The organism is Actinomyces sp. 2119, from assembly GCF_003591215.1.
Taxonomy (GTDB): Bacteria; Actinomycetota; Actinomycetes; order Actinomycetales; family Actinomycetaceae; genus Actinomyces; species Actinomyces lilanjuaniae.
Genome location: NZ_QYRR01000001.1, coordinates 310,651 through 330,297, shown reverse-complemented (window position 1 = coordinate 330,297; position 19,647 = coordinate 310,651). Strand labels below are relative to the sequence as shown.

Annotated in this window: 12 protein-coding genes and 1 tRNA gene; 10 read left to right on the top strand and 3 right to left on the bottom strand. The window is 67.7% G+C overall.

All coding sequences use genetic code 11. The features are described 5' to 3' along the window. Positions 1–79 precede the first annotated feature (79 nt). Positions 80–153 (bottom strand) — tRNA-Leu (locus tag D4740_RS01295). Positions 154–207: 54 nt separating this feature from the next. On the opposite strand from D4740_RS01295, the gene D4740_RS01290 reads away from it, so the two are divergent. Beyond that, on the top strand, positions 208–825 hold the full coding sequence (locus D4740_RS01290) for an ANTAR domain-containing response regulator (RefSeq protein ID WP_119835115.1): 618 nt from the start codon (positions 208–210) through the stop codon (positions 823–825). A gap of 16 nt (positions 826–841) precedes the next feature. On the opposite strand, the gene D4740_RS01285 is transcribed toward D4740_RS01290, so the two are convergent. After that, positions 842–1,459, bottom strand: coding sequence for a PaaI family thioesterase (locus D4740_RS01285; RefSeq protein WP_119835114.1), 618 nt, complete (start codon positions 1,457–1,459; stop codon positions 842–844). 17 nt (positions 1,460–1,476) lie between these two features. Between D4740_RS01285 and polA the strand changes: the two genes are divergently transcribed. The 8 genes from polA (at position 1,477) to D4740_RS01245 (ending at position 16,291) form a co-directional block, all read left to right on the top strand. Then, a complete protein-coding gene (gene polA / locus D4740_RS01280) occupies positions 1,477–4,401 on the top strand; it encodes a DNA polymerase I (RefSeq protein ID WP_119835113.1) in 2,925 nt (974 codons plus the stop codon). A 328-nt stretch (positions 4,402–4,729) separates the two neighbouring features. Beyond that, on the top strand, positions 4,730–6,181 hold the full coding sequence (rpsA, locus tag D4740_RS01275) for a 30S ribosomal protein S1 (protein ID WP_119835112.1): 1,452 nt from the start codon (positions 4,730–4,732) through the stop codon (positions 6,179–6,181). 158 nt (positions 6,182–6,339) lie between these two features. Then, positions 6,340–6,966 carry a dephospho-CoA kinase gene (coaE, locus tag D4740_RS01270; protein ID WP_119835111.1) on the top strand — a complete coding sequence of 209 codons (627 nt, stop codon included), beginning with the start codon at positions 6,340–6,342 and terminating at the stop codon, positions 6,964–6,966. Between the two features lie 34 nt (positions 6,967–7,000). Further along, positions 7,001–9,097, top strand: a complete 2,097-nt coding sequence (uvrB, locus tag D4740_RS01265) for an excinuclease ABC subunit UvrB (protein WP_119835110.1) — start codon at positions 7,001–7,003, stop codon at positions 9,095–9,097. 211 nt (positions 9,098–9,308) lie between these two features. Then, entirely contained in the window at positions 9,309–10,766 is a 1,458-nt protein-coding gene (arcD, locus tag D4740_RS01260) for an arginine-ornithine antiporter (RefSeq protein WP_119835109.1), read from the top strand. A 203-nt stretch (positions 10,767–10,969) separates the two neighbouring features. Further along, positions 10,970–12,223, top strand: coding sequence for an arginine deiminase (locus D4740_RS01255; protein WP_119835108.1), 1,254 nt, complete (start codon positions 10,970–10,972; stop codon positions 12,221–12,223). A 334-nt stretch (positions 12,224–12,557) separates the two neighbouring features. Next, the gene (locus D4740_RS01250; RefSeq protein WP_119835107.1) at positions 12,558–13,676 is read left to right on the top strand and encodes a TerC family protein; all 1,119 of its coding nucleotides are present in this window, start codon (positions 12,558–12,560) and stop codon (positions 13,674–13,676) included. An 89-nt stretch (positions 13,677–13,765) separates the two neighbouring features. Next, positions 13,766–16,291, top strand: coding sequence for an HAD-IC family P-type ATPase (locus D4740_RS01245; RefSeq protein ID WP_119835253.1), 2,526 nt, complete (start codon positions 13,766–13,768; stop codon positions 16,289–16,291). 79 nt (positions 16,292–16,370) lie between these two features. Here D4740_RS01245 and D4740_RS01240 read toward each other — a convergent pair whose 3' ends face one another. After that, positions 16,371–16,664: a YciI family protein gene (locus D4740_RS01240; RefSeq protein ID WP_119835106.1), complete on the bottom strand. Its 294-nt coding sequence runs from the start codon at positions 16,662–16,664 to the stop codon at positions 16,371–16,373. 106 nt (positions 16,665–16,770) lie between these two features. On the opposite strand from D4740_RS01240, the gene uvrA reads away from it, so the two are divergent. After that, complete coding sequence (gene uvrA / locus D4740_RS01235) at positions 16,771–19,617, top strand: excinuclease ABC subunit UvrA (RefSeq protein ID WP_119835105.1); 2,847 nt, start codon at positions 16,771–16,773, stop codon at positions 19,615–19,617. Positions 19,618–19,647: the final 30 nt, after the last annotated feature.

Here is a 19,647-nt window from a genome sequence, read left to right as displayed (position 1 = left end):
ACGGGCAGTCACCTGTGTCTGCCAGGGGCGAGCGCGTAGTTCCAACGAAAAAGGTCACCGCCCTGTGGCCGGTGCCCGGTGCCTCCGGTGGGACTCGAACCCACACTGCTCCGATTTTGAGTCGGATGCCTCTGCCAATTGGGCTACGGAGGCGCGCCGTCCGCTCAGCTGCGAGGTGATCAGCAGGATCATACTAGGATTGCGGCTGTGAGCAACGAGCCAGAACCCACAGAACTCTCCAGGTCCCGCCGGGTCCTCGTCGCCGAGGACGAGGCCATTATCCGCCTTGACATTGTCGAGACGCTCACTGACGCAGGCTATGAGGTCGTGGCGGAGGCCTCTGACGGGGAGGAGGCTGTCCGCCTGGCGGAGGAGAACAGGCCGGACCTGTGCGTCATGGACGTCAAGATGCCCGTCATGGACGGCATCACCGCTGCTGAGCGCATTCTTGACAAGCACTCCTGCGCCGTTGTCATGCTGACTGCCTTCTCCCAGACCGACCTGGTCGAGCGCGCTGGTGCCGCAGGCGCCATGGCATACGTGGTCAAGCCTTTTACCCCGGCCGACCTCGTCCCAGCCATCGAGGTGGCCTTCTCTCGCCACGAGGAGATCGTGTCGCTGGAGAACGAGATCAGCGACCTCACCGAGCGCTTCGAGACGCGCAAGCGCGTGGATCGTGCCAAGGGCCTCCTCATGGAGCGTATGGGCCTGAGCGAGCCGGAGGCGTTCCGTTGGCTGCAGAAGACCTCGATGAACCGTCGTCTCACCATGCGTGAGGTGGCCGACGCCGTCGTGGAGCAGGTGGGTTCAGCCAAGGAGTCCTGATCCGCCCGGCTCCTGCTCAGGTGAACAGGCTGCGCAGGCTGCCGCGCGCCACCTGCCGCCCCTGGTCGTCGCTGATGCTCACCTCGTAGACCACGGTGTGCCGCCCTCGGTGGACAGGGACCGCCTGTGCCGTGACCCACCCCTCCTTGACTGGGCGCAGATGGCTAACCGTCAGTTCGGCTCCCACCGGGAGCCTGCCCTGGGGCGCCCCCGCCCGCGCAGCCACGGAGGCGGCGGTCTCAACCAGGGCGGCACTGGCACCTCCGTGGAGGAACCCGGCTACCTGGCGCGCCCCGTCCACGGGCATGCGGACCACCGTGTGCTCGGCACCGCGGACCAGGACCTCCATGGCCAGGGTGTCCATGAGCGTCCCGTCCTGCGACTCCTCCGGGAGCGGCTGCTGGGCACTGGCTGCGGAGACTGCCGAGCCCGCCGGGCGCGGGTCCGGGTAGGGGCGGGGAGAGGCTGTCGGGAAGGCGACCGGTGCCGCGCTCACCTCGGCCAGGCAGGCTCCGGTGTCCTGGCCTACCGGTCCGCTGGGGCCGACGACGGCGGGTGAGGCTGCCGCAGCGGTGCCCTGGGTGCCTCGCGGGGGCGTGCCGCGGGCCGGGGTGTCGTCATGATGCTCAGTCATAGGCCTAGGCTGGCACGGTGAGCACCACCGCCACCAGTCCTGACCATAGTCCTGACCATGTCGGCCGCCTCCTGCTCGTTGACGGCCACTCCATGGCCTTCCGGGCCTTTTACGCCCTTCCGGCTGACGGGTTTACTACCTCGACGGGCCAGGTCACCAACGCCGTCCACGGCTTTACCTCAATGTTCCTGTCTCTGCTTGACAGCGAGAGGCCCTCCCATGTCGCCGTCGCCTTTGACCTGCCCGGGGGAACCTTCCGCACCCGCGAGTACGCTGACTACAAGGGGACCCGGGAGGAGACCCCGCAGGCCCTGACCGGTCAGGTCGAGCTGATCCAGGAGCTGCTGGGCGCCATGAGGGTGCCCACCTTGACCGCGCCGGGTTACGAGGCCGACGACATCCTGGCCACCCTGGCGACCGCCGCCCAGTGGGAGGGTATGGAGGTCCTCATCTGCTCGGGCGACCGGGACTCCTTCCAGACGGTGACGCAGCACTGCACCGTGCTCTACCCGGTCAAGGGGGTCTCCACGCTGCGCCGGATGACGCCTGAGGAGGTCGAGGCCCGCTACGGTGTACCGCCCCAGCGCTACCCGCACCTGGCGGCCCTGGTGGGTGAGCCCAGCGACAACCTGCCGGGGGTTCCCGGCGTGGGGCCCAAGACCGCCGCCAAGTGGCTGACCGCATACGACGGCCTCGACGGTGTCATCGCCAGCGCCGACCAGATCAGGGGCAAGGCGGGGCAGTCGCTGCGCGACCACCTGGACGACGTGCTGCGCAACCGCCGCCTCAACCGGCTGCTGACCGACCTTGACCTGGGCGTGAGCCCGAGCAGGGACCTTCGCCTGTCCGGCAGTCGTCGTGGTGACCTCGCTCGGGTCTTCGAGGCGCTCGAGTTCCGCACGCTGCACCAGCGCGCCCTGCGTACGCTTCCGCTGGCTGACGACGACCACGACCGTGCTGACGGTGCTGAGGGTGTCGGCCCGGGAACCGGGAGGCAGGACCCGTTGGAGGCGCTCAGGGCGCTGGAGGTCTCGGTCCTGGGCCACGACCTGCCTGCGGGGTCGCTGGGGCAGTGGCTGCGTCAGCACCTGGGTGCGGGTGCTGATGATAGTGATAGCAGTGACGGCAGTAGCGACAGTGACGAGCAGCCCCGGGATGGTGTCGTGGGGGGCTCGGGGGTCGTGGGACTGGACGTCGTGGGCAGTCTGCAGCCGACGCTGGGGGAGACCACCCTGCTGTCGTTCAGCGACGGCCGCAGGGCCGTGGTGGTGGACCCGTCCCTGGTCACGCCGGAGGATGAGGCTGCCCTGGCCCGGCTGCTCGCCGATTCGTCACGACCCAAGGTCGTGGCTGACGCTAAGGGGTCCTGGCACGCGCTGGAGGCCCGCGGACTGCGTCTGGACGGTGTGGTGGCCGACCCGTCCCTGGCGGCCTACCTGTGCCGTCCTGAGCAGCGCTCCTACGCGGTCAAGGACCTGGCCCAGCGCTGGCTGGGCATCGACCTGGACTCCTCCCTGGACTCCCCGGATCCCCTGCCCCAGCCTGCGGGCTCGGGGCGCTCGCACCAGCCTGACCAGACCGCCCTGGACCTAGGCTGCCTGGACAGCCCCTTTGATGACGGCCACCTCCCTGAGGAGGCTCTGGCCAGCGCCCGCCGGGCGGGGCTCCTGCCACGCCTCCAGGAGGTCCTGGAGGCCCAGATGGCCCAGCGTGAGAGCACGGGTCTCTTTACCGGGCTGGAGATGCCTGTGGCTGCAACTCTTACGATGATGGAGCACACCGGCATCGCCGTGGACGACGCCGTCTTGGCCCGCCGGGAGATCGAGCTGGAGGCCCGGGTCACCCATGCTGCCGAGGCCGCCTTCGCCGCGGCTGGCCACGAGCTCAACCTCTCCAGTCCCAAGCAGCTCCAGACGGTGCTGTTCGACGAGCTCAACATGCCCCGTACGAGGCGGACCAAGACCGGCTACACCACAGATGCCGAGGCCCTGGCCGCCCTGTACGCCCGGACGGGGCACCCCTTCCTGGAGCACCTCCTGGAGCACCGTGACGCCATCAAGCTCCGTCAGACCGTGGAGGGTCTGCGCAAGGCGGTCCAGCCTGACGGTCGTATCCATACCACCTTCCAGCAGACGATCGCCGCCACCGGACGCCTGTCGTCGAAGGACCCGAACCTGCAGAACATCCCGGCGCGCACCGAGGAGGGGCTGAGTATCCGGGAGGCCTTCACCGTGGGGGAGGGCTACGAGTGCCTGATGACCGCGGACTACTCCCAGATCGAGATGCGGATCATGGCGCACCTGTCGGGGGACGAGGCGCTGATCGAGGCCTTCCGCAGCGGCGAGGACCTGCACCGCTACGTGGCTGCCCTGGTGCACGGCACCACGGTCGCCGAGGTCTCCTCCCAGCAGCGCAGCCATATCAAGGCCATGAGCTACGGGCTGGCCTATGGGCTGTCTACCTTCGGCCTGGCCCGTCAGCTCGGGATCGGCAACGCCGAGGCCGCTGCCCTGAGGGACGCCTACTTCGCCCGCTTCGGACAGGTGCGCGACTACCTGGAGTCCGTGGTCGAGCAGGCCCGCAGGGACGGCTACACGCAGACCATGTTCGGCCGCCGCCGCTATCTGCCCGACCTCACCAGCGACAGCCGTCAGCGCCGTGAGATGGCGGAGCGGGCGGCCCTCAACGCCCCGATCCAGGGCAGCGCGGCCGACATCGTCAAGAAGGCCATGATCGACGTGGACCAGGCGCTGGCTGAGGGGGGGCTCGCAAGCCGCCTGCTGCTCCAGATCCACGACGAGCTGGTGGTGGAGGTGGCTGCCGGGGAGGCTGACACCGTCAAGGAGCTGCTCCAGGAGCGGATGAGCCAGGCCGCCGAGTTGTCGGTACCGCTGGACGTCGCCACCGGCAGCGGGCTCAGCTGGCGGGCTGCCAGCCACTGACACGTGCTTCTACCGATACATACTGGCGTGACTGGCGGGCTGCCAGCTACGTCTCCGTGTCGCTTCTGCTGTCTTCCTCGCGCTGTTCCTGGCCGAGCAGGCCAGTAGACGTGAATGTGAGCGATTGCACGTGTTCGGAGGAGCGTAGACGGGAACAGTCCAGTCACGGCTCCGTCACGTGCTGATAGGGTACTTTCGTGCGTTCCTGGGCATCTTCTTTACTCCGGTCCCAGCCGCGTCGTGAGCCGGTCCGGGCCGGCGCAGGGCGCGGGGGACGCACGGTCCCTGTCAACCCGAACCACCTATCCGTATTCGGAGCAACCACTCAATGACCACCACTCCGCCCAGCCCCACCCCGGTCGCAGTCAACGACATCGGTGCGACCGAGGAGATCCTCGCCGCCGTCGACGAGACCATCAAGTACTTCGACGACGGTGACATCGTCGAGGGCACTGTCGTCAAGGTCGACCGCGACGAGGTCCTCCTCGACATCGGCTACAAGACCGAGGGCGTCATCCTGGCCCGCGAGCTGTCCATCAAGCATGACGTCGATCCTGACGAGATCGTCGCCGTCGGCGACCAGATCGAGGCTCTGGTCCTGCAGAAGGAGGACAAGGAAGGGCGTCTGCTCCTGAGCAAGAAGCGGGCTCAGTACGAGCGCGCCTGGGGTACGATCGAGCGCATCAAGGAGGAGGACGGCGTCGTCACCGGTACCGTGATCGAGGTCGTCAAGGGCGGCCTGATCCTGGACATCGGCCTGCGCGGATTCCTGCCTGCCTCCCTGGTCGAGATGCGGCGCGTCCGTGACCTCCAGCCCTACGTGGGTCGTTCGCTCGAGGCCAAGATCATCGAGTTGGACAAGAACCGCAACAACGTGGTCCTCTCCCGCCGAGCCTGGCTGGAGCAGACCCAGTCGGAGGTCCGCACCAACTTCCTCCAGACCCTTCAGAAGGGCCAGGTCCGCTCCGGCGTGGTGTCCTCCATCGTCAACTTCGGCGCCTTCGTGGACCTGGGGGGCGTGGACGGCCTGGTCCACGTCTCCGAGCTGTCCTGGAAGCACATCGACCACCCCTCCGAGGTCGTCGAGGTGGGCACCGAGGTCACCGTGGAGGTTCTGGACGTGGACTTCGACCGGGAGCGCGTCTCCTTGTCCCTCAAGGCCACCCAGGAGGACCCGTGGCAGGCCTTCGCCCGTACCCACGCTATCGGCCAGGTCGTGCCCGGGAAGGTCACCAAGCTGGTTCCCTTTGGCGCCTTCGTCCGTGTCGAGGACGGTATCGAGGGCCTGGTCCACATCTCTGAGCTGGCACAGCGCCACGTTGAGGTGCCGGAGCAGGTCGCCAAGGTCGGTGACGAGGTCTTCGTCAAGGTCATCGACATCGACCTGGAGCGTCGCCGCATCTCGCTGTCGCTCAAGCAGGCGAACGAGGGCGTGGACCCTGTCTCGGAGGACTTCGACCCGTCCCTGTACGGCATGGCGGCCGAGTACGACGAGGACGGCAACTACAAGTACCCAGAGGGCTTTGACCCGGAGACCAACGAGTGGCTTGAGGGCTACGAGGCCCAGCGCGAGGCCTGGGAGGCGGAGTACGCCGCTGCCCTGGCTCGCTGGGAGGCTCACAAGGCACAGGTTGCCAGGGCGATGGAGGAGGAGCAGGACTCGGCCGCGACCGCAGCGGCCGCCAGCACCTCCTATTCTTCGACACCGTCCGAGGCCTCGGGCACTCTCGCCTCTGACGAGGCCCTTGCTGCCCTGAGGGAGAAGCTGACCGGTAACTGACACTAGCGCTGCGAGGTTCTCACCGACGTTCTCGGCCGCTGGTGAAAGGCGTGTGGGTCCCACCCGACCAGGTGGGACCCACACGTTTCGTACTGCCTGGTTGCGGCTTATCTTGGTCCGTAGCTGACCGGGAGCCTGGTGGAGGGCATCATGGGTCTATGGCTCGTGGTATCCGTCCTCCTCACCCGCCGGGAAGAGCGCTGCGTGTCGGCCTGACCGGGGGGATCGGCACCGGTAAGTCCACGGTGGCCGATCTCCTGGCCGGGCACGGTGCCACAGTGGTCAGGGCCGATGACATCGCCCGTGACGTAGTGGAGCCGGGAACACACGGCCTGGAGGAGGTGGTTGCGGAGTTCGGCCCAGATGTACTGACCGCGGACGGGACGCTAGACCGCTCGGCGCTGGGTGAGGTGGTCTTTGCTGACGAGCTGCGACGTGCGAGGCTGGAGGAGATCCTGCTGCCGCTCATCGCTGCCGAGGCCTGGGCACGTCTGGAGGGGGTACCTGCGGGACAGGTGGCCGTCTATGATGTGCCCCTGCTTGTCGAGGGTCAGATGCAGGACATGTTTGACCTCGTCGTCGTGGTGGAGGCTGACCTGGACACGCGCCTGGAGCGGCTGGCCGAGCGTGGACTGGGGGCCGAGCAGGCGATGGCCCGCATCGCTTCCCAGGCGACCGATGCTGAGCGGCGGGCCGTGGCCGACGTGGTCCTGCTCAACTCCGCCACGCTGGAGGACCTGGTCGTTGAGGTTGACTCCCTGTGGGAGGAGCAGCTGGCCCCCTGACCTGCTGTCGCGGCACTCGCGTAGCCTTGGGAGCATGCGTCCTGTCACTGACCTGCACCGTGCCGTCAAGCCCTTCGAGGTCGTCAGCCCCTACACACCCAGCGGCGACCAGCCCACCGCCATCGCTGAGCTGGCTCGGCGCCTGGAGGCCGGCGAGAAGGACATCGTGCTGCTGGGGGCCACCGGTACTGGCAAGTCCGCGACGGCGGCCTGGCTGGTGGAGAAGGTCCAGCGCCCCACGCTCGTGCTGGAGCCCAACAAGACCCTGGCCGCCCAGATGGCCGCAGAGTTCCGTGAGCTGCTGCCGGGCAACGCGGTGGAGTACTTCGTCTCCTACTACGACTACTACCAGCCGGAAGCCTATGTCCCCCAGACGGACACCTTCATCGAAAAGGACTCCTCCATCAACGACGAGGTGGAGCGCCTGCGCCACTCCGCCACCAACTCCCTGCTCACCCGCCGTGATGTCGTCGTGGTCTCCTCGGTGTCGTGCATCTACGGCCTGGGTACGCCCCAGGAGTACGTGGACCGCATGACCCCCCTGGCCGTGGGGGACCGGGTGGACCGTGACGACCTGCTGCGCCGCTTCGTGTCCATGCAGTACACCCGCAACGACACGGACTTCACCCGTGGCACCTTCAGGGTCCGGGGCGACACGGTGGAGATCATCCCCATGTACGAGGAACTGGCTATCCGTATCGAGCTCTTTGGTGACGAGATCGAGGCCCTGGCCACCCTGCACCCGGTCACCGGTGATGTCATCGACACCGCCGACCAGGTCTTCGTCTTCCCCGCCTCTCACTACGTCGCCGGGCCGGAGCGCATGGAGCAGGCGATCCAGGGTATTGAGGCCGAGCTGGCCCAGCGTCTGGCCGAGCTGGAGCGTGACGGGCGCCTCCTGGAGGCCCAGCGCCTGCGGATGCGCACTACCTACGACCTGGAGATGCTTCAGCAGATCGGGACCTGCTCGGGGGTGGAGAACTACTCCCTGCACATCGACGGGCGCGAGGTGGGTACCCCGCCCAACACGCTGCTGGACTACTTTCCTGAGGACTTCCTGCTCGTCATCGACGAGTCCCACGTGACCGTCCCCCAGATCGGCGGCATGTTCGAGGGCGATGCCTCCCGCAAGCGCACGCTGGTTGACCACGGCTTCCGCCTACCCTCCGCACTGGACAACAGGCCTCTCACCTTTGACGAGTTCAGTGAGCGCATCGGTCAGACCGTCTACCTGTCGGCAACTCCTGGAGACTATGAGATGGACCTGTCCGACGGTGTCGTCGAGCAGATCATCCGACCGACTGGCCTGGTGGACCCCAAGGTGGTGGTCAGGCCCACCCAGGGCCAGATCGACGACCTGCTGGAGCAGGTGCGTCAGCGTACCGAGCAGGACCAGCGGGTCCTGGTCACCACCCTGACCAAGCGGATGGCAGAAGACCTGACCACCTACCTGGCGGAGCGGGGTGTGCGGGTGGAGTACCTCCACTCTGACGTGGACACCCTGCGCCGTGTCGAGCTGCTGCGCGAGCTGCGGCTGGGCAGTTTTGACGTCCTAGTAGGCATCAACCTGCTGCGTGAGGGTCTGGACCTGCCGGAGGTCTCCCTGGTCTCCATCCTGGACGCTGACAAGGAAGGATTCCTGCGCTCGACCCGCTCCCTCATCCAGACTATCGGGCGCGCTGCCCGCAACGTCTCCGGTGAGGTCCACATGTACGCCGACCACATCACCCCCTCTATGGCTGAGGCTATCGAGGAGACGGAGAGGCGGCGGGCCAAGCAGCTGGCCTACAACACCGAGCACGGGATTGACCCCCAGCCCCTGCGCAAGCGGATTGCCGACGTGACCGACATGCTGGCGCGTGAGGACGTCGACACCGCCGAGCTCCTCGCCGGGGGGTACCGCGGTCACGAGGAGGCTCAGGTGCGTACCCGTCGTAAGAAGGCGGCGGAGGCGACTGTGCGCGAGCGGCTGGCTGGCAGCGCCCAGCAGGACCTGGAGGCCCTGGTCGCTGAGCTGACCGAGCAGATGCACGCTGCTGCCCAGGACCTCCACTTTGAGCTGGCGGCACGGTTGCGCGACGAGGTGCAAGACCTCAAGAAGGAGCTGCGATCCATGCGCGCGGCGCAGTAGCGCGTACCAGAAGGCGTCGGGCGATTGCGGCGCGGTCCGGCAGCACTAGAAATAAATGTAGTATCCTGGAACTATTCATCATAGTATTCGTTGTCGTGGTTCTATATTCATGATTGTGTTGCGTTGCTTTTCCGTGGTTCTCTCCCTACAATGATTTCTGCCACACGGTTGCCGGGTCGAGGTCGAGACTGGTAGAGGAGCGGAAGCGCGCATGAGCCCACACAGTACGCAGGAGTCTTCTGCCGCGGAGAGCCGTTCCCCCGCCCAGAAGGTTCCTTTGACGGCGCTGACGGCGCTGGTCGTCGGGTCGATGATCGGGGGCGGGATCTTTGGCCTGCCCCAGCAGATGGCCAGTGCGGCCGCCCCGGGACCCCTTGTCATGGGCTGGGTCGTCACCGGGGTCGGCATGCTCATGCTGGCCTTCGTCTTCCAGCGCCTGGCGCTGAGCAGGCCGGACATTGACGCCGGGATCTACGGGTACGCCAGGGCCGGATTCGGCAACCTGGTGGGGTTCTCCTCGGCGTGGGGGTACTGGGTCTCGGCGTGGATCGGAAACGTCGGCTATCTGGTCCTGCTCATGGCGTCCCTCGGTGTCTTTTTTCCAGGTTTCGGGGACGGAAACACGGCGCAGGCCATTATTATTGCCTCTGTCGTTATGTGGTTGTTCCACGTGCTCATTCTGCGGGGAATACGTGAGGCATCGATCGTGAACGCGGTCGTGACGGTCGGCAAGGTCTTGCCCCTGGTCGTCTTTGTCGTCATCGGTGTGTTTGCCTTCCGGCTTGACGTCTTCACCCAGGACTTCTGGGGTGCCGCCGACCCCTCTCTGGGCTCAGTGCTGAGCCAGGTCCGGGGCATGATGCTGGTCACCGTGTGGGTGTTCATCGGCGTGGAGGGGGCCTCTGTCTTTTCTGAGCGCGCCCGCTCCCGCACCGACGTGGGGCGGGCTACCATCCTCGGCTTCGTCTCCGTGCTGGCGCTTCTGCTGGCCATCAACATCCTGTCCTACGGGATCATGCCACGTACTGAGCTGGCCGCCCTGGGCGATCCCTCCCTGGCCGGGGTGCTGGAGGCGGCTGTCGGTCCCTGGGGCGCACGGCTCATCGCCCTGGGCCTGGTCGTCTCCCTGGTCGGGGCGCTGCTGTCCTGGTTCCTCATGTGCGCCGAGATCGTCCGAGTCCCGGCCCAGGAGGGCCTCATGCCCAGGATCTTCGGCCGGGAGAGCAGCAAGGGCGTGCCTGCTGCAGCCCTGTGGCTGACCATGGGGCTGGTCCAGCTCTTCCTGGTGTGGACCTACTTCAACGCCTCCACCTACACCACCCTTATTCTTCTGGCCTCCTCGCTCATCCTGCTGCCCTACCTGCTCTCCGCCTTGTACCAGGTCATGGTGGCGTTGCGGGCGAGGCGGGCCGGGAACGGGGCCTGGAGGGACCTGCTCGTCGGGCTGGGCGGAACCCTGTACGGGGTGTGGCTCCTCTACGCCGCCGGCCCGGTCTACCTGTTGTACACCGCGATCTTCTACGTTGTCGGCCTGCCCTTCTTCGTCGTGGCGCGTCGTGAGCGCGGGGCACCTGTCCTGACCCGGGCGGAACAGGTCCTGGTGGCCGTCCTGGTGGCGGCGTCGGCCTACGCGGTCTACGGCCTGGCTCGCGGGACCCTGTCCTTGTGAGGTGCCTGTGAGTTGTGCGGGGGAGCCGACCCTGGTGCCGGGGTACCGGGAGAGGACGCGCAGGTGCGGGGGCCGCTGAGCCACGGTTGCCGAGTCACGGTCCCGGGAGTGCACGAAGACGCCACAGACAGACACAGACAGACACAGACAGACACAGACGCTGACCGCTGCTAGCCAACAGACAAGAACCGAGAGGGAGAATCATGGCGACTGCTGCAACTACCGTCAGCCACGGAGTCTGGTCCGAAGTCGGCACGCTCAGACGCGTCATGGTGTGTCGGCCGGGCCGTGCCCATGAGCACCTGACCCCGACCAACTGCCACGACCTGCTCTTCGACGACGTCCTGGACGTGCCCAGGGCCCAGCGCGACCACGACCTGTTCGTCAGCCTCATGCGTGAGCGGGGCGTGGAGGTCCTGGAACTGCACGACCTGCTTTCCGACGTCCTGGACATCCCCGAGGGACGGGCCTTCGTACTGGACCGTAGGGTCAACCACGCTGCTATGGGGGTCGGGGTGGCCGAGGACCTGCGTGCCTGGATGGAGGAGATGCCCTCCGACCAGCTCGCCGACCTGCTCATCGGCGGGCTGGTGTCCGACCAGGTTCCCTCCGACGTGTTCGGTACGTGCATCGACCCCTACCACGTCAACAGCGACGACCCTGAGCTGCTGATCGCTCCCTTGCCCAACACCCTGTTCACGCGGGACAACTCGGCGTGGATCTACGACGGCGTGGAGCTGTCTTCCATGTTCTGGGAGGCCCGCCAGCGCGAGGTGCTCCTGCTGGCCGCGGTCTACAGGTTCCACCCGCTGTTCGACTACACCTACCGCACCTGGCTGAACACGCTGGACGAGGACACGGGCTACACCTTTATCGAGGGCGGAGACATCATGCCGGTCGGCAAGGGGGTTGTCCTGGTCGGAATGGGAGAGCGCTCCACCTTCCAGGCGGTCAGTCGGATCGCCAGCTCGCTGTTCCAGGCCGGCTCGGCGCAGCGCGTCATCGCCGCCCGCATGCCCAAGGAGCGCGCCGCCATGCACCTGGACACCGTGTTCACGCTGTGCTCGGAGGAGGTGGTCAACATCTACGAGCCCGTGGTCAGGGAGATGGAGGTCTTCTCCCTGCGTCCCGACGACTCCCAGCGCGGCGGCATCCGGGTCACCCACGACGGCGGGGACTTCGTGGGTACAGTCTCCCAGGCGCTGGGCGTCCACCTGCAGCCGGTCACCTCTACTGCAGGCCGCTACGGCGCAGAGTGCGAGCAGTGGAACGACGGCAACAATGTCGTGGCCCTCTCCCCGGGCGTGGTGGTGGCCTATGACCGCAACTACTCTGTCAACGCCAACTTGCGAGCCGCCGGTATCGAGGTCCTGGAGGTCCCTTCCTCCGAGCTCGGTCGTGGACGTGGTGGCAGCCACTGCATGACCTGCCCTATCGACCGCGACCCGGTCTACTGAGCGGCATGCGTGGGGCTGGCTGCGGTCTCCCGGCTTCATCCCGGCCTCACTGCCTGTGGGCCTCGCGTGAGGTGCCCGCGCGTGCGGCACAGGACACCTCGGCGTCGTGCACCCCACACTCCCTGTCCCCACGGTGGCGGGTACATCGAGGAGACGGCGGCTAGACTACGGCAAAACCATGCGGAGGGGAGTACTCCCACTAACGGCGACGTCGTCACCACGGGCGATCGGATCAGGTCCCGGCCCCGGCGTCGCAGGCCTCCCCGGGGGCACGCTGTCCCTAGTGAGGCGGGAGGAGACCTCTGGTACCCGATCCGTACCGGAGGTGCATTCTGTGGATGTCCACGCTCTTGGGTGGCTGGCTCTGGGAGCCGTTATTCTCGTCATGATCGCGATCGACATCGTCGGTCACGTGCGTACCCCTCACGAGCCCACGATAGGGGAGGCTGCCCGGTGGTCAGTGGCCTACATCGCCATGGCCCTGGTCTTCGGCCTGGTGGTGTGGGCCGTATGGGGAGGTGACTACGGCACGGAGTACTTCGCGGGCTACATCACCGAGAAGGCGCTCAGTATCGACAACCTCTTCGTCTTTGTCATCATGATCTCCTCCTTCCGGGTCCCCCGCAGGTACCAGCAGGAGGTACTCCTGGCAGGTATCGTCATCGCCCTGGTACTGCGACTGGTGTTCATCCTGGCCGGGGCCGCGCTCATCGAGAACTTCTCCTGGGTCTTCTACTTCTTCGGCGCCTGGCTCCTGTGGACGGCTGTCTCCCAGGCCCGCGAGGGCGTGGAGGACCCGGAGGACTCCTCGGCCACTGAGGAGTACCGGCCCAGCGGGTTCGTGCGGGCCGTGGCCCGGGTGGTACCCATGACCGATGGCTTTGTGGGCGGTAAGGTAGTCCACCGTCACGCCGGACGCACCATGATCACCCCCATGATGCTGTGCATCATCGCTATCGGGACCGCTGACGTCATGTTCGCGGTGGACTCGATCCCTGCTATCTACTCCCTGACCAGGCAGCCCTACCTGGTCTTCGCCGCCAACGCCTTCTCGCTCCTGGGTCTGCGCCAGCTCTACTTCCTCATCGACGGCCTCCTGGACCGCCTGGCCTACCTCCACTACGGCCTGGCCGCCATCCTGGGCTTCATCGGCCTCAAGCTGATCGTGCACGCGCTGCACACAAACGAGGTGCCCTTCATCAACGGCGGACGGGAGGTGGACGTCGTGCCCGAGCCCAGCATCCAGGTGTCCCTGGGGGTCATCGTCGTCGCCGTCCTGGTCACCGTGGTCGCCTCCGCCGTCCGGTCTCGTACCGACTCCAGGCAGGTCCAGGCCACGACTTCCTCGACCCAGCAGGACAACCTGGACCACCGGCAGGCCTCGCGCACCGCCGACCCAGCCGCCCCAGCGGAGGCGACCAGTCGCGCCCAGAGCGCCAGGAGCGCGCAGTGACTTCCAGGGCGGCCGGGCCAGGACCCTCCGCCACCACGGCGCGCGACAATGCGGCTGCGGGCCCCGGTGTGGGTGCCGGCGCCTCTACCATGACGGGAGCACAGGGACTGAGCGCCGCTGAGGTCTCCGACAGGGTCCGTCGCGGCCTGACCAACGCCTACGAGGAGAAGACCTCCCGCAGCGTGGCCCAGATCCTGCGCGCCAACCTCTTCACCGTCTTCAACGCGATCCTGGGGGTGGCACTGGTCCTGGTCCTCGTCTTCGGCCACTGGGCAGACGCCCTGTTCGGGATCGTGCTCCTGCTCAACACGAGCACCGGGACCGTCGCGGAGATCCGGGCCAAGCGCGCGCTGGACCGGCTTGCCGTGCTGGAGACTCCCCACACCACGGTGGTGCGCGATGGCGAGCAGCAGGAGGTGCCCGTCGCGCAGGTCGTCCTCGACGACGTCGTGCGGCTGCGGTCGGGAGAGCAGGTCCCTGCCGACGGCACCGTGCTGTCCTGCGAGGGGCTGGAAATCGACGAGTCCATCCTTACCGGTGAGTCCGCTGCGGTGCGCCCGGCCACCGGGGACCGGGTCATGTCGGGAACCACGGTGACTGCCGGGACCGGCCTGTTCCGGGCCACGGCGGTGGGGGCCGATGCCTACGCCCACCGTCTGGCCCGTGAGGCACGCCGGTACTCCGTGGCTGTCAGCGAGCTCCAGGCGGGCACCAACCGGGTACTGGGATGGATCTCCTGGGTGATCGTGCCTGTGGCCCTGCTGCTGGCGTGGTCCCAGCTGCGCGGGGAGGAGGGAGGTCTCGCCCATGCCCTTTCCTCCGGATCCTGGAGCGCGGCAGTGGTTCCTGCGGTCGCGGGAGTAGTCGGTATGGTGCCTCAGGGCCTGGTGCTGCTGACCTCGGTGAACTTTGCCACCGCTGCCCTGGCCCTGGCCCGCCGCAGCGTCCTGGTTCAAGAGCTGCCAGCGGTGGAGGTCCTGGCCCGGGTCGACACCCTGTGCCTGGACAAGACTGGCACCATCACGACCGGGCGGATCCGCCTGGAGCAGGTCTGCGACCTCCACGACCTTGGCGCCCCCAGGTCTGAGGTGCACGAGCCCGCTGCCGAGGTTCTGGCGGTCCTGGCCCGGCTCAGCGGGGGAGAGGACCCCAACGCCAGCGCCACCGCCATCAGCGAAGGCCTCAGCAGGCCCGAGCTGCTGGGACCCCGGGGTCTGGAGGTCGCCCGGGCTGCCCGTCCCCAGGCCCAGGTTCCCTTCTCCTCACGACGGAAGTGGTCGGCTCTGCGGGAGGAGGGGACGACCTGGGTCCTGGGTGCTCCGGAGATCCTCCTGGACGCAGCCCAGGTGGACTCCCCGGGACCACTGGTGGAGCAGGTGCGTCAGCAGGTCCGCCAGGCAGCGACGACCGGGGCCCGTGTGCTGGCCCTGGCCTCCAGCCCTCACCTGTGGGGTGATCAGCCCGGCGTGCCCGGTCAGGAGCCGGCGCTGCCTGCGGGCCTGTGCCCGCGCGCGCTGGTCGTCCTGTCGGAGGAGGTCCGCCCTGATGCCGCCCAGACCCTGGAGTACTTCCGGGATCAGGGCGTGGAGGTCAAGGTCATCTCTGGTGACAGCCCGGCCACGGTGGCTGCGGTGGCCCGTAGGGCCGGGGTGAGGGGACCAGGCGGAGAAGAGCTGGTCGCCGTGGACGCCCGGGACCTGCCGGAGGTAACGGGTGCCGGCCAGGACCCGGGTGCCCAGGACGGCCAGGACTCTGCGGAGGACCTGGGTCACCTGGCGCAGCTGGTGGAGCCGGTCACCGTCTTGGGACGGGTGACTCCGGAGCAGAAGCGCTCCCTGGTGCGGGCGCTGAGGTCGCGCGGGCACGTCGTGGCCATGACCGGTGACGGTGTCAACGACGCCCTGGCGCTGAAGGAGGCCGACCTGGGCATCGCCATGGGCAACGGGGCACCAGCGACCAGGGCGGTGGCCCGCCTGGTGCTGCTGTCCGGGGAGTTCTCCGCGCTTCCGGGAGTCGTGGCCCAGGGGCGGCGCGTCATGGCCAACACTGAGCGCATCGCCTCCTTGTTCCTGGCCAAGACCGTCTACGCCTCGCTCATAGCGGTGGTGGTCTCAGCGCTGGCGATCTCCTACCCCTTTGCCCCGCGCCAGCTGACGATCGTCTCCTCACTGACGATCGGGGTCCCTGCCTTTGTCCTGGCCCTGGCACCCAGCCACCAGCGTTACCGGCCGGGCTTCCTGGGGCGGGTCCTCACTCTGGCGGTTCCGGCGGGGCTGGTGGCGGGCACCGTGACGCTGCTGACCTGGACCTGGTTGACGCTGACCGGTGCTCCTGAGGCGCAGGTGACCACCGGGGTCACGCTGGTGCTGGTTGCCTCCGGGCTGTGGCTGCTGACGCTGACGGCCCGCCCGCTGCTGGGGTGGCGGCTGGGTCTGGTGCTCCTCATGGGCGTGGCGGCGGTCCTGGGGGTGGTCCTGCCTGCGGTACGTGCCTTCTTCCTCCTGAGCTGGCCCCAGCCGGGCGTGTGGTGGGTGACCGCAGCCATGGCGGCGCTTGCCGTGGGCGGTATCGAGGCGGTGTACCTGGTGCGTCAGCGGGTGGCTCGCGCGGTGTGAGCGGCTGGTGCGCTCAGCCTGGCCCCAGGATGAAGCCTGCTCCGGGAGCCACGTCTGTCCCGGCAACTGGGTCCAGGCGCTAGCTGGTGGGGGAGAGCACCCCGATGACCGGGTTCCACTGGCGCGCGACGCGCTCGGCGATAAAGCCCGCCTGGTAGAAGGGGTCGTCCTCCAGGAGGGCCAGCGCGTCCGCCTCGTCCTGGGCGCGCACAATGATGAGGGCCTCGTGGGTACCCACGTAGGGGCCTGCGGCAAGGAGCCGGTCCTGGCTCGCCAGCTCGGCGTTGAAGGCGCGGTGGGAGGGGCGCAGCTCGCCCATGGCCTCGTCCTGGTCGGTGACGTAGTGGTACTCAACGGTGAAGATCCTGCTCATGGCACCAGGCTAGACCAGCGGTCCCGCCGGCACGTGGCCAAGACCTCCCACGCCGTGCTCGAACGCGTGTTTGAAGACCGTGTCTGCCCTCCTAGACTGCCGTCCCGTGAACGACTCTCTCATCATCCGTGGAGCCCGGGCGCACAATCTCAGGGGCGTGGACCTCGACCTGCCTCGGGACCAGATGATCGTCTTCACCGGGCTGTCCGGGTCGGGTAAGTCGTCCCTGGCCTTCGACACGATCTTCGCCGAGGGGCAGCGTCGCTACGTGGAGTCCCTGTCCTCCTACGCCCGCCAGTTCCTGGGTCAGATGGACAAGCCTGACGTCGAGCTCATTGAGGGCCTGAGCCCGGCGGTGTCCATCGACCAGAAGTCCACCTCCCGCAATCCCCGCTCCACGGTGGGCACGGTCACCGAGGTCTACGACTACCTGCGTCTGCTCTACGCCCGGGCAGGCACCCAGCACTGCCCCGTCTGTGACGCCGTCATCTCCTCCCAGACCCCTCAGCAGATCGTCGACCAGGTCCGTTCCCTGCCGGAGGGCACCCGCTTCCAGGTACTGGCCCCAGTGGTGCGCGGGCGTAAGGGGGAGTACACCGAGCTGTTCGAGGAGCTGCGCGGGCGCGGCTTCAACCGGGTCCGGGTGGATGGGGCCACGCAGCGCCTGGACTTCCCGCCAGCTCTCAACAAGCGCCTCAAGCACGACATTGAGGTCATCGTGGACCGCCTGGTGGTGCGTGAGGGCATCCGCCAGCGCCTGACCGACTCGGTGGAGACCGCCCTGGCTCTGGCCGAGGGCCTGGTGATTATCGAGCGGGTAGACGCCGAGGCGGAGGACCCCGCCCGCGAGCAGCGCTACTCTGAGAAACGGGCCTGCCCCAACGAGCACCCTCTCCAGCTCGACGAGATGGAGCCGCGGACCTTCTCCTTCAACGCCCCCTACGGGGCCTGCCCGGAGTGCACGGGTATCGGCACCCACCTGGAGGTCGACCCCGAACTCGTCGTGCCCGACGAGGAGCTGACCCTGGCGCAGGGAGCCGTCGCCCCCTGGTCCAGCCACCAGAAGTACTTCACCCGCCAGCTGGCCGCCCTGGGGGAGGACCTGGGCTTCGACGTCGACACTCCGTGGCGGGCGCTGCCGCAGCGGGCCAGGGAGGCGATCCTGCGGGGCAAGGACTACGAGGTCAAGGTGCGCTACCGCAACCGTTGGGGCCGGGAGCGGGTCTACGCCACCGGCTTCGAGGGCGTCATGGACTACGTCATGCGCAAGCACCAGGAGACCGAGTCCGACTGGTCCCGGGAGCGCTACCAGGGCTACATGCGGGAGGTCCCCTGTCCGGCCTGCCACGGCACCCGACTCAAGGCCGAGGTGCTGGCGGTGCGCGTGGGCGGGCTGTCCATCGCCGAGCTGTGCGACCTGCCTATCAGCGATACCCGGGACTTCCTGGCCCACCTGGACCTGTCCGGCCAGGCCCGTCAGATCGCGGGCAGCGTGCTGAGCGAGATCGCCGCGCGCCTGGGGTTCCTGGTTGACGTCGGCCTGGACTACCTCAGCCTGTCCCGGGGTGCAGCCACCCTGTCCGGGGGCGAGGCACAGAGGATCCGCCTGGCCACCCAGATCGGCTCGGGCCTGGTGGGTGTCCTCTACGTGCTGGACGAGCCCAGCATCGGGCTGCACCAGAGGGACAACGCCCGGCTCATCACCACCCTCCAGAAGCTGCGGGACCTGGGCAACACGCTCATTGTCGTGGAGCATGACGAGGACACCATCCGTGCCGCGGACTGGATCGTGGACATTGGACCCGGGGCGGGGGAGAACGGTGGGCAGGTCGTCCACTCCGGGCCGCTGAGCGCCCTGGTGGAGGCGGAGGGCTCGGTGACCGGTGACTACCTGGCACGTCGCCGCCGCATTGAGGTCCCCCGGTCACGTCGACCCCGTCGCAAAGGCCGGGAGGTTACTGTGGTCGGTGCCCGGGAGAACAACCTTAAGGATGTCACCGTCACCTTCCCCCTGGGGCTGCTTACTGCCGTTACCGGGGTGTCCGGGTCGGGCAAGTCTTCCCTGGTTAACTCTATTCTCTACCAGGTCCTGGCCAACCGTCTCAACCGGTCCCGGGGTGTGCCCGGGCGGCACCGGACCGTGCGGGGGGTGGACAACCTGGACAAGGTGGTCCACGTCGACCAGTCGCCCATCGGGCGCACGCCGCGCTCTAACCCCGCGACCTACACCGGTGTGTGGGACCACATCCGCAAGATCTTCGCCTCGGTACCGGAGTCCAAGGTGCGTGGCTACGGCCCTGGCCGCTTCTCCTTCAACGTCAAGGGCGGGCGCTGCGAGTCCTGCAAGGGGGACGGCACCCTGAAGATCGAGATGAACTTCCTGCCGGACGTCTACGTGCCCTGCGAGGTCTGCCACGGTGCCCGCTACAATCGCGAGACCCTGGAGATCCGGTACAAGGACAAGACGGTGGCCGACGTGCTGGATATGACCATCCACCAGGCGGCGGACTTCTTCTCAGCCTCCGGCGTCATCTCCCGCCACCTGGGCACTCTGGTGGAGGTGGGCCTGGGCTACGTGCGCCTGGGCCAGGCGGCCACGACCCTGTCCGGTGGCGAGGCACAGCGCGTCAAGCTGGCTACCGAGCTCCAGCGTCGCTCTACCGGGCGGACCGTCTACGTCCTGGACGAGCCCACCACCGGTCTGCACCTGGAGGACATCCGTAAGCTTCTGGGTGTGCTCCAGGGCCTGGTGGACAAGGGCAACACCGTGGTCGTCATCGAGCACAACCTGGACGTCATCGCTCATGCCGACTGGATCATCGACATGGGACCCGAGGGCGGCAAGGGCGGTGGCACGGTGGTGGCCACCGGCACCCCGGAGCAGGTGGCCGCGAACACCTCATCCCACACGGGACAGTTCCTCAGCGAGGTCCTCCAGGGGCAGCGGGCCTAGGCGAGACGCCGACGGGACCGCGGCAGTGGG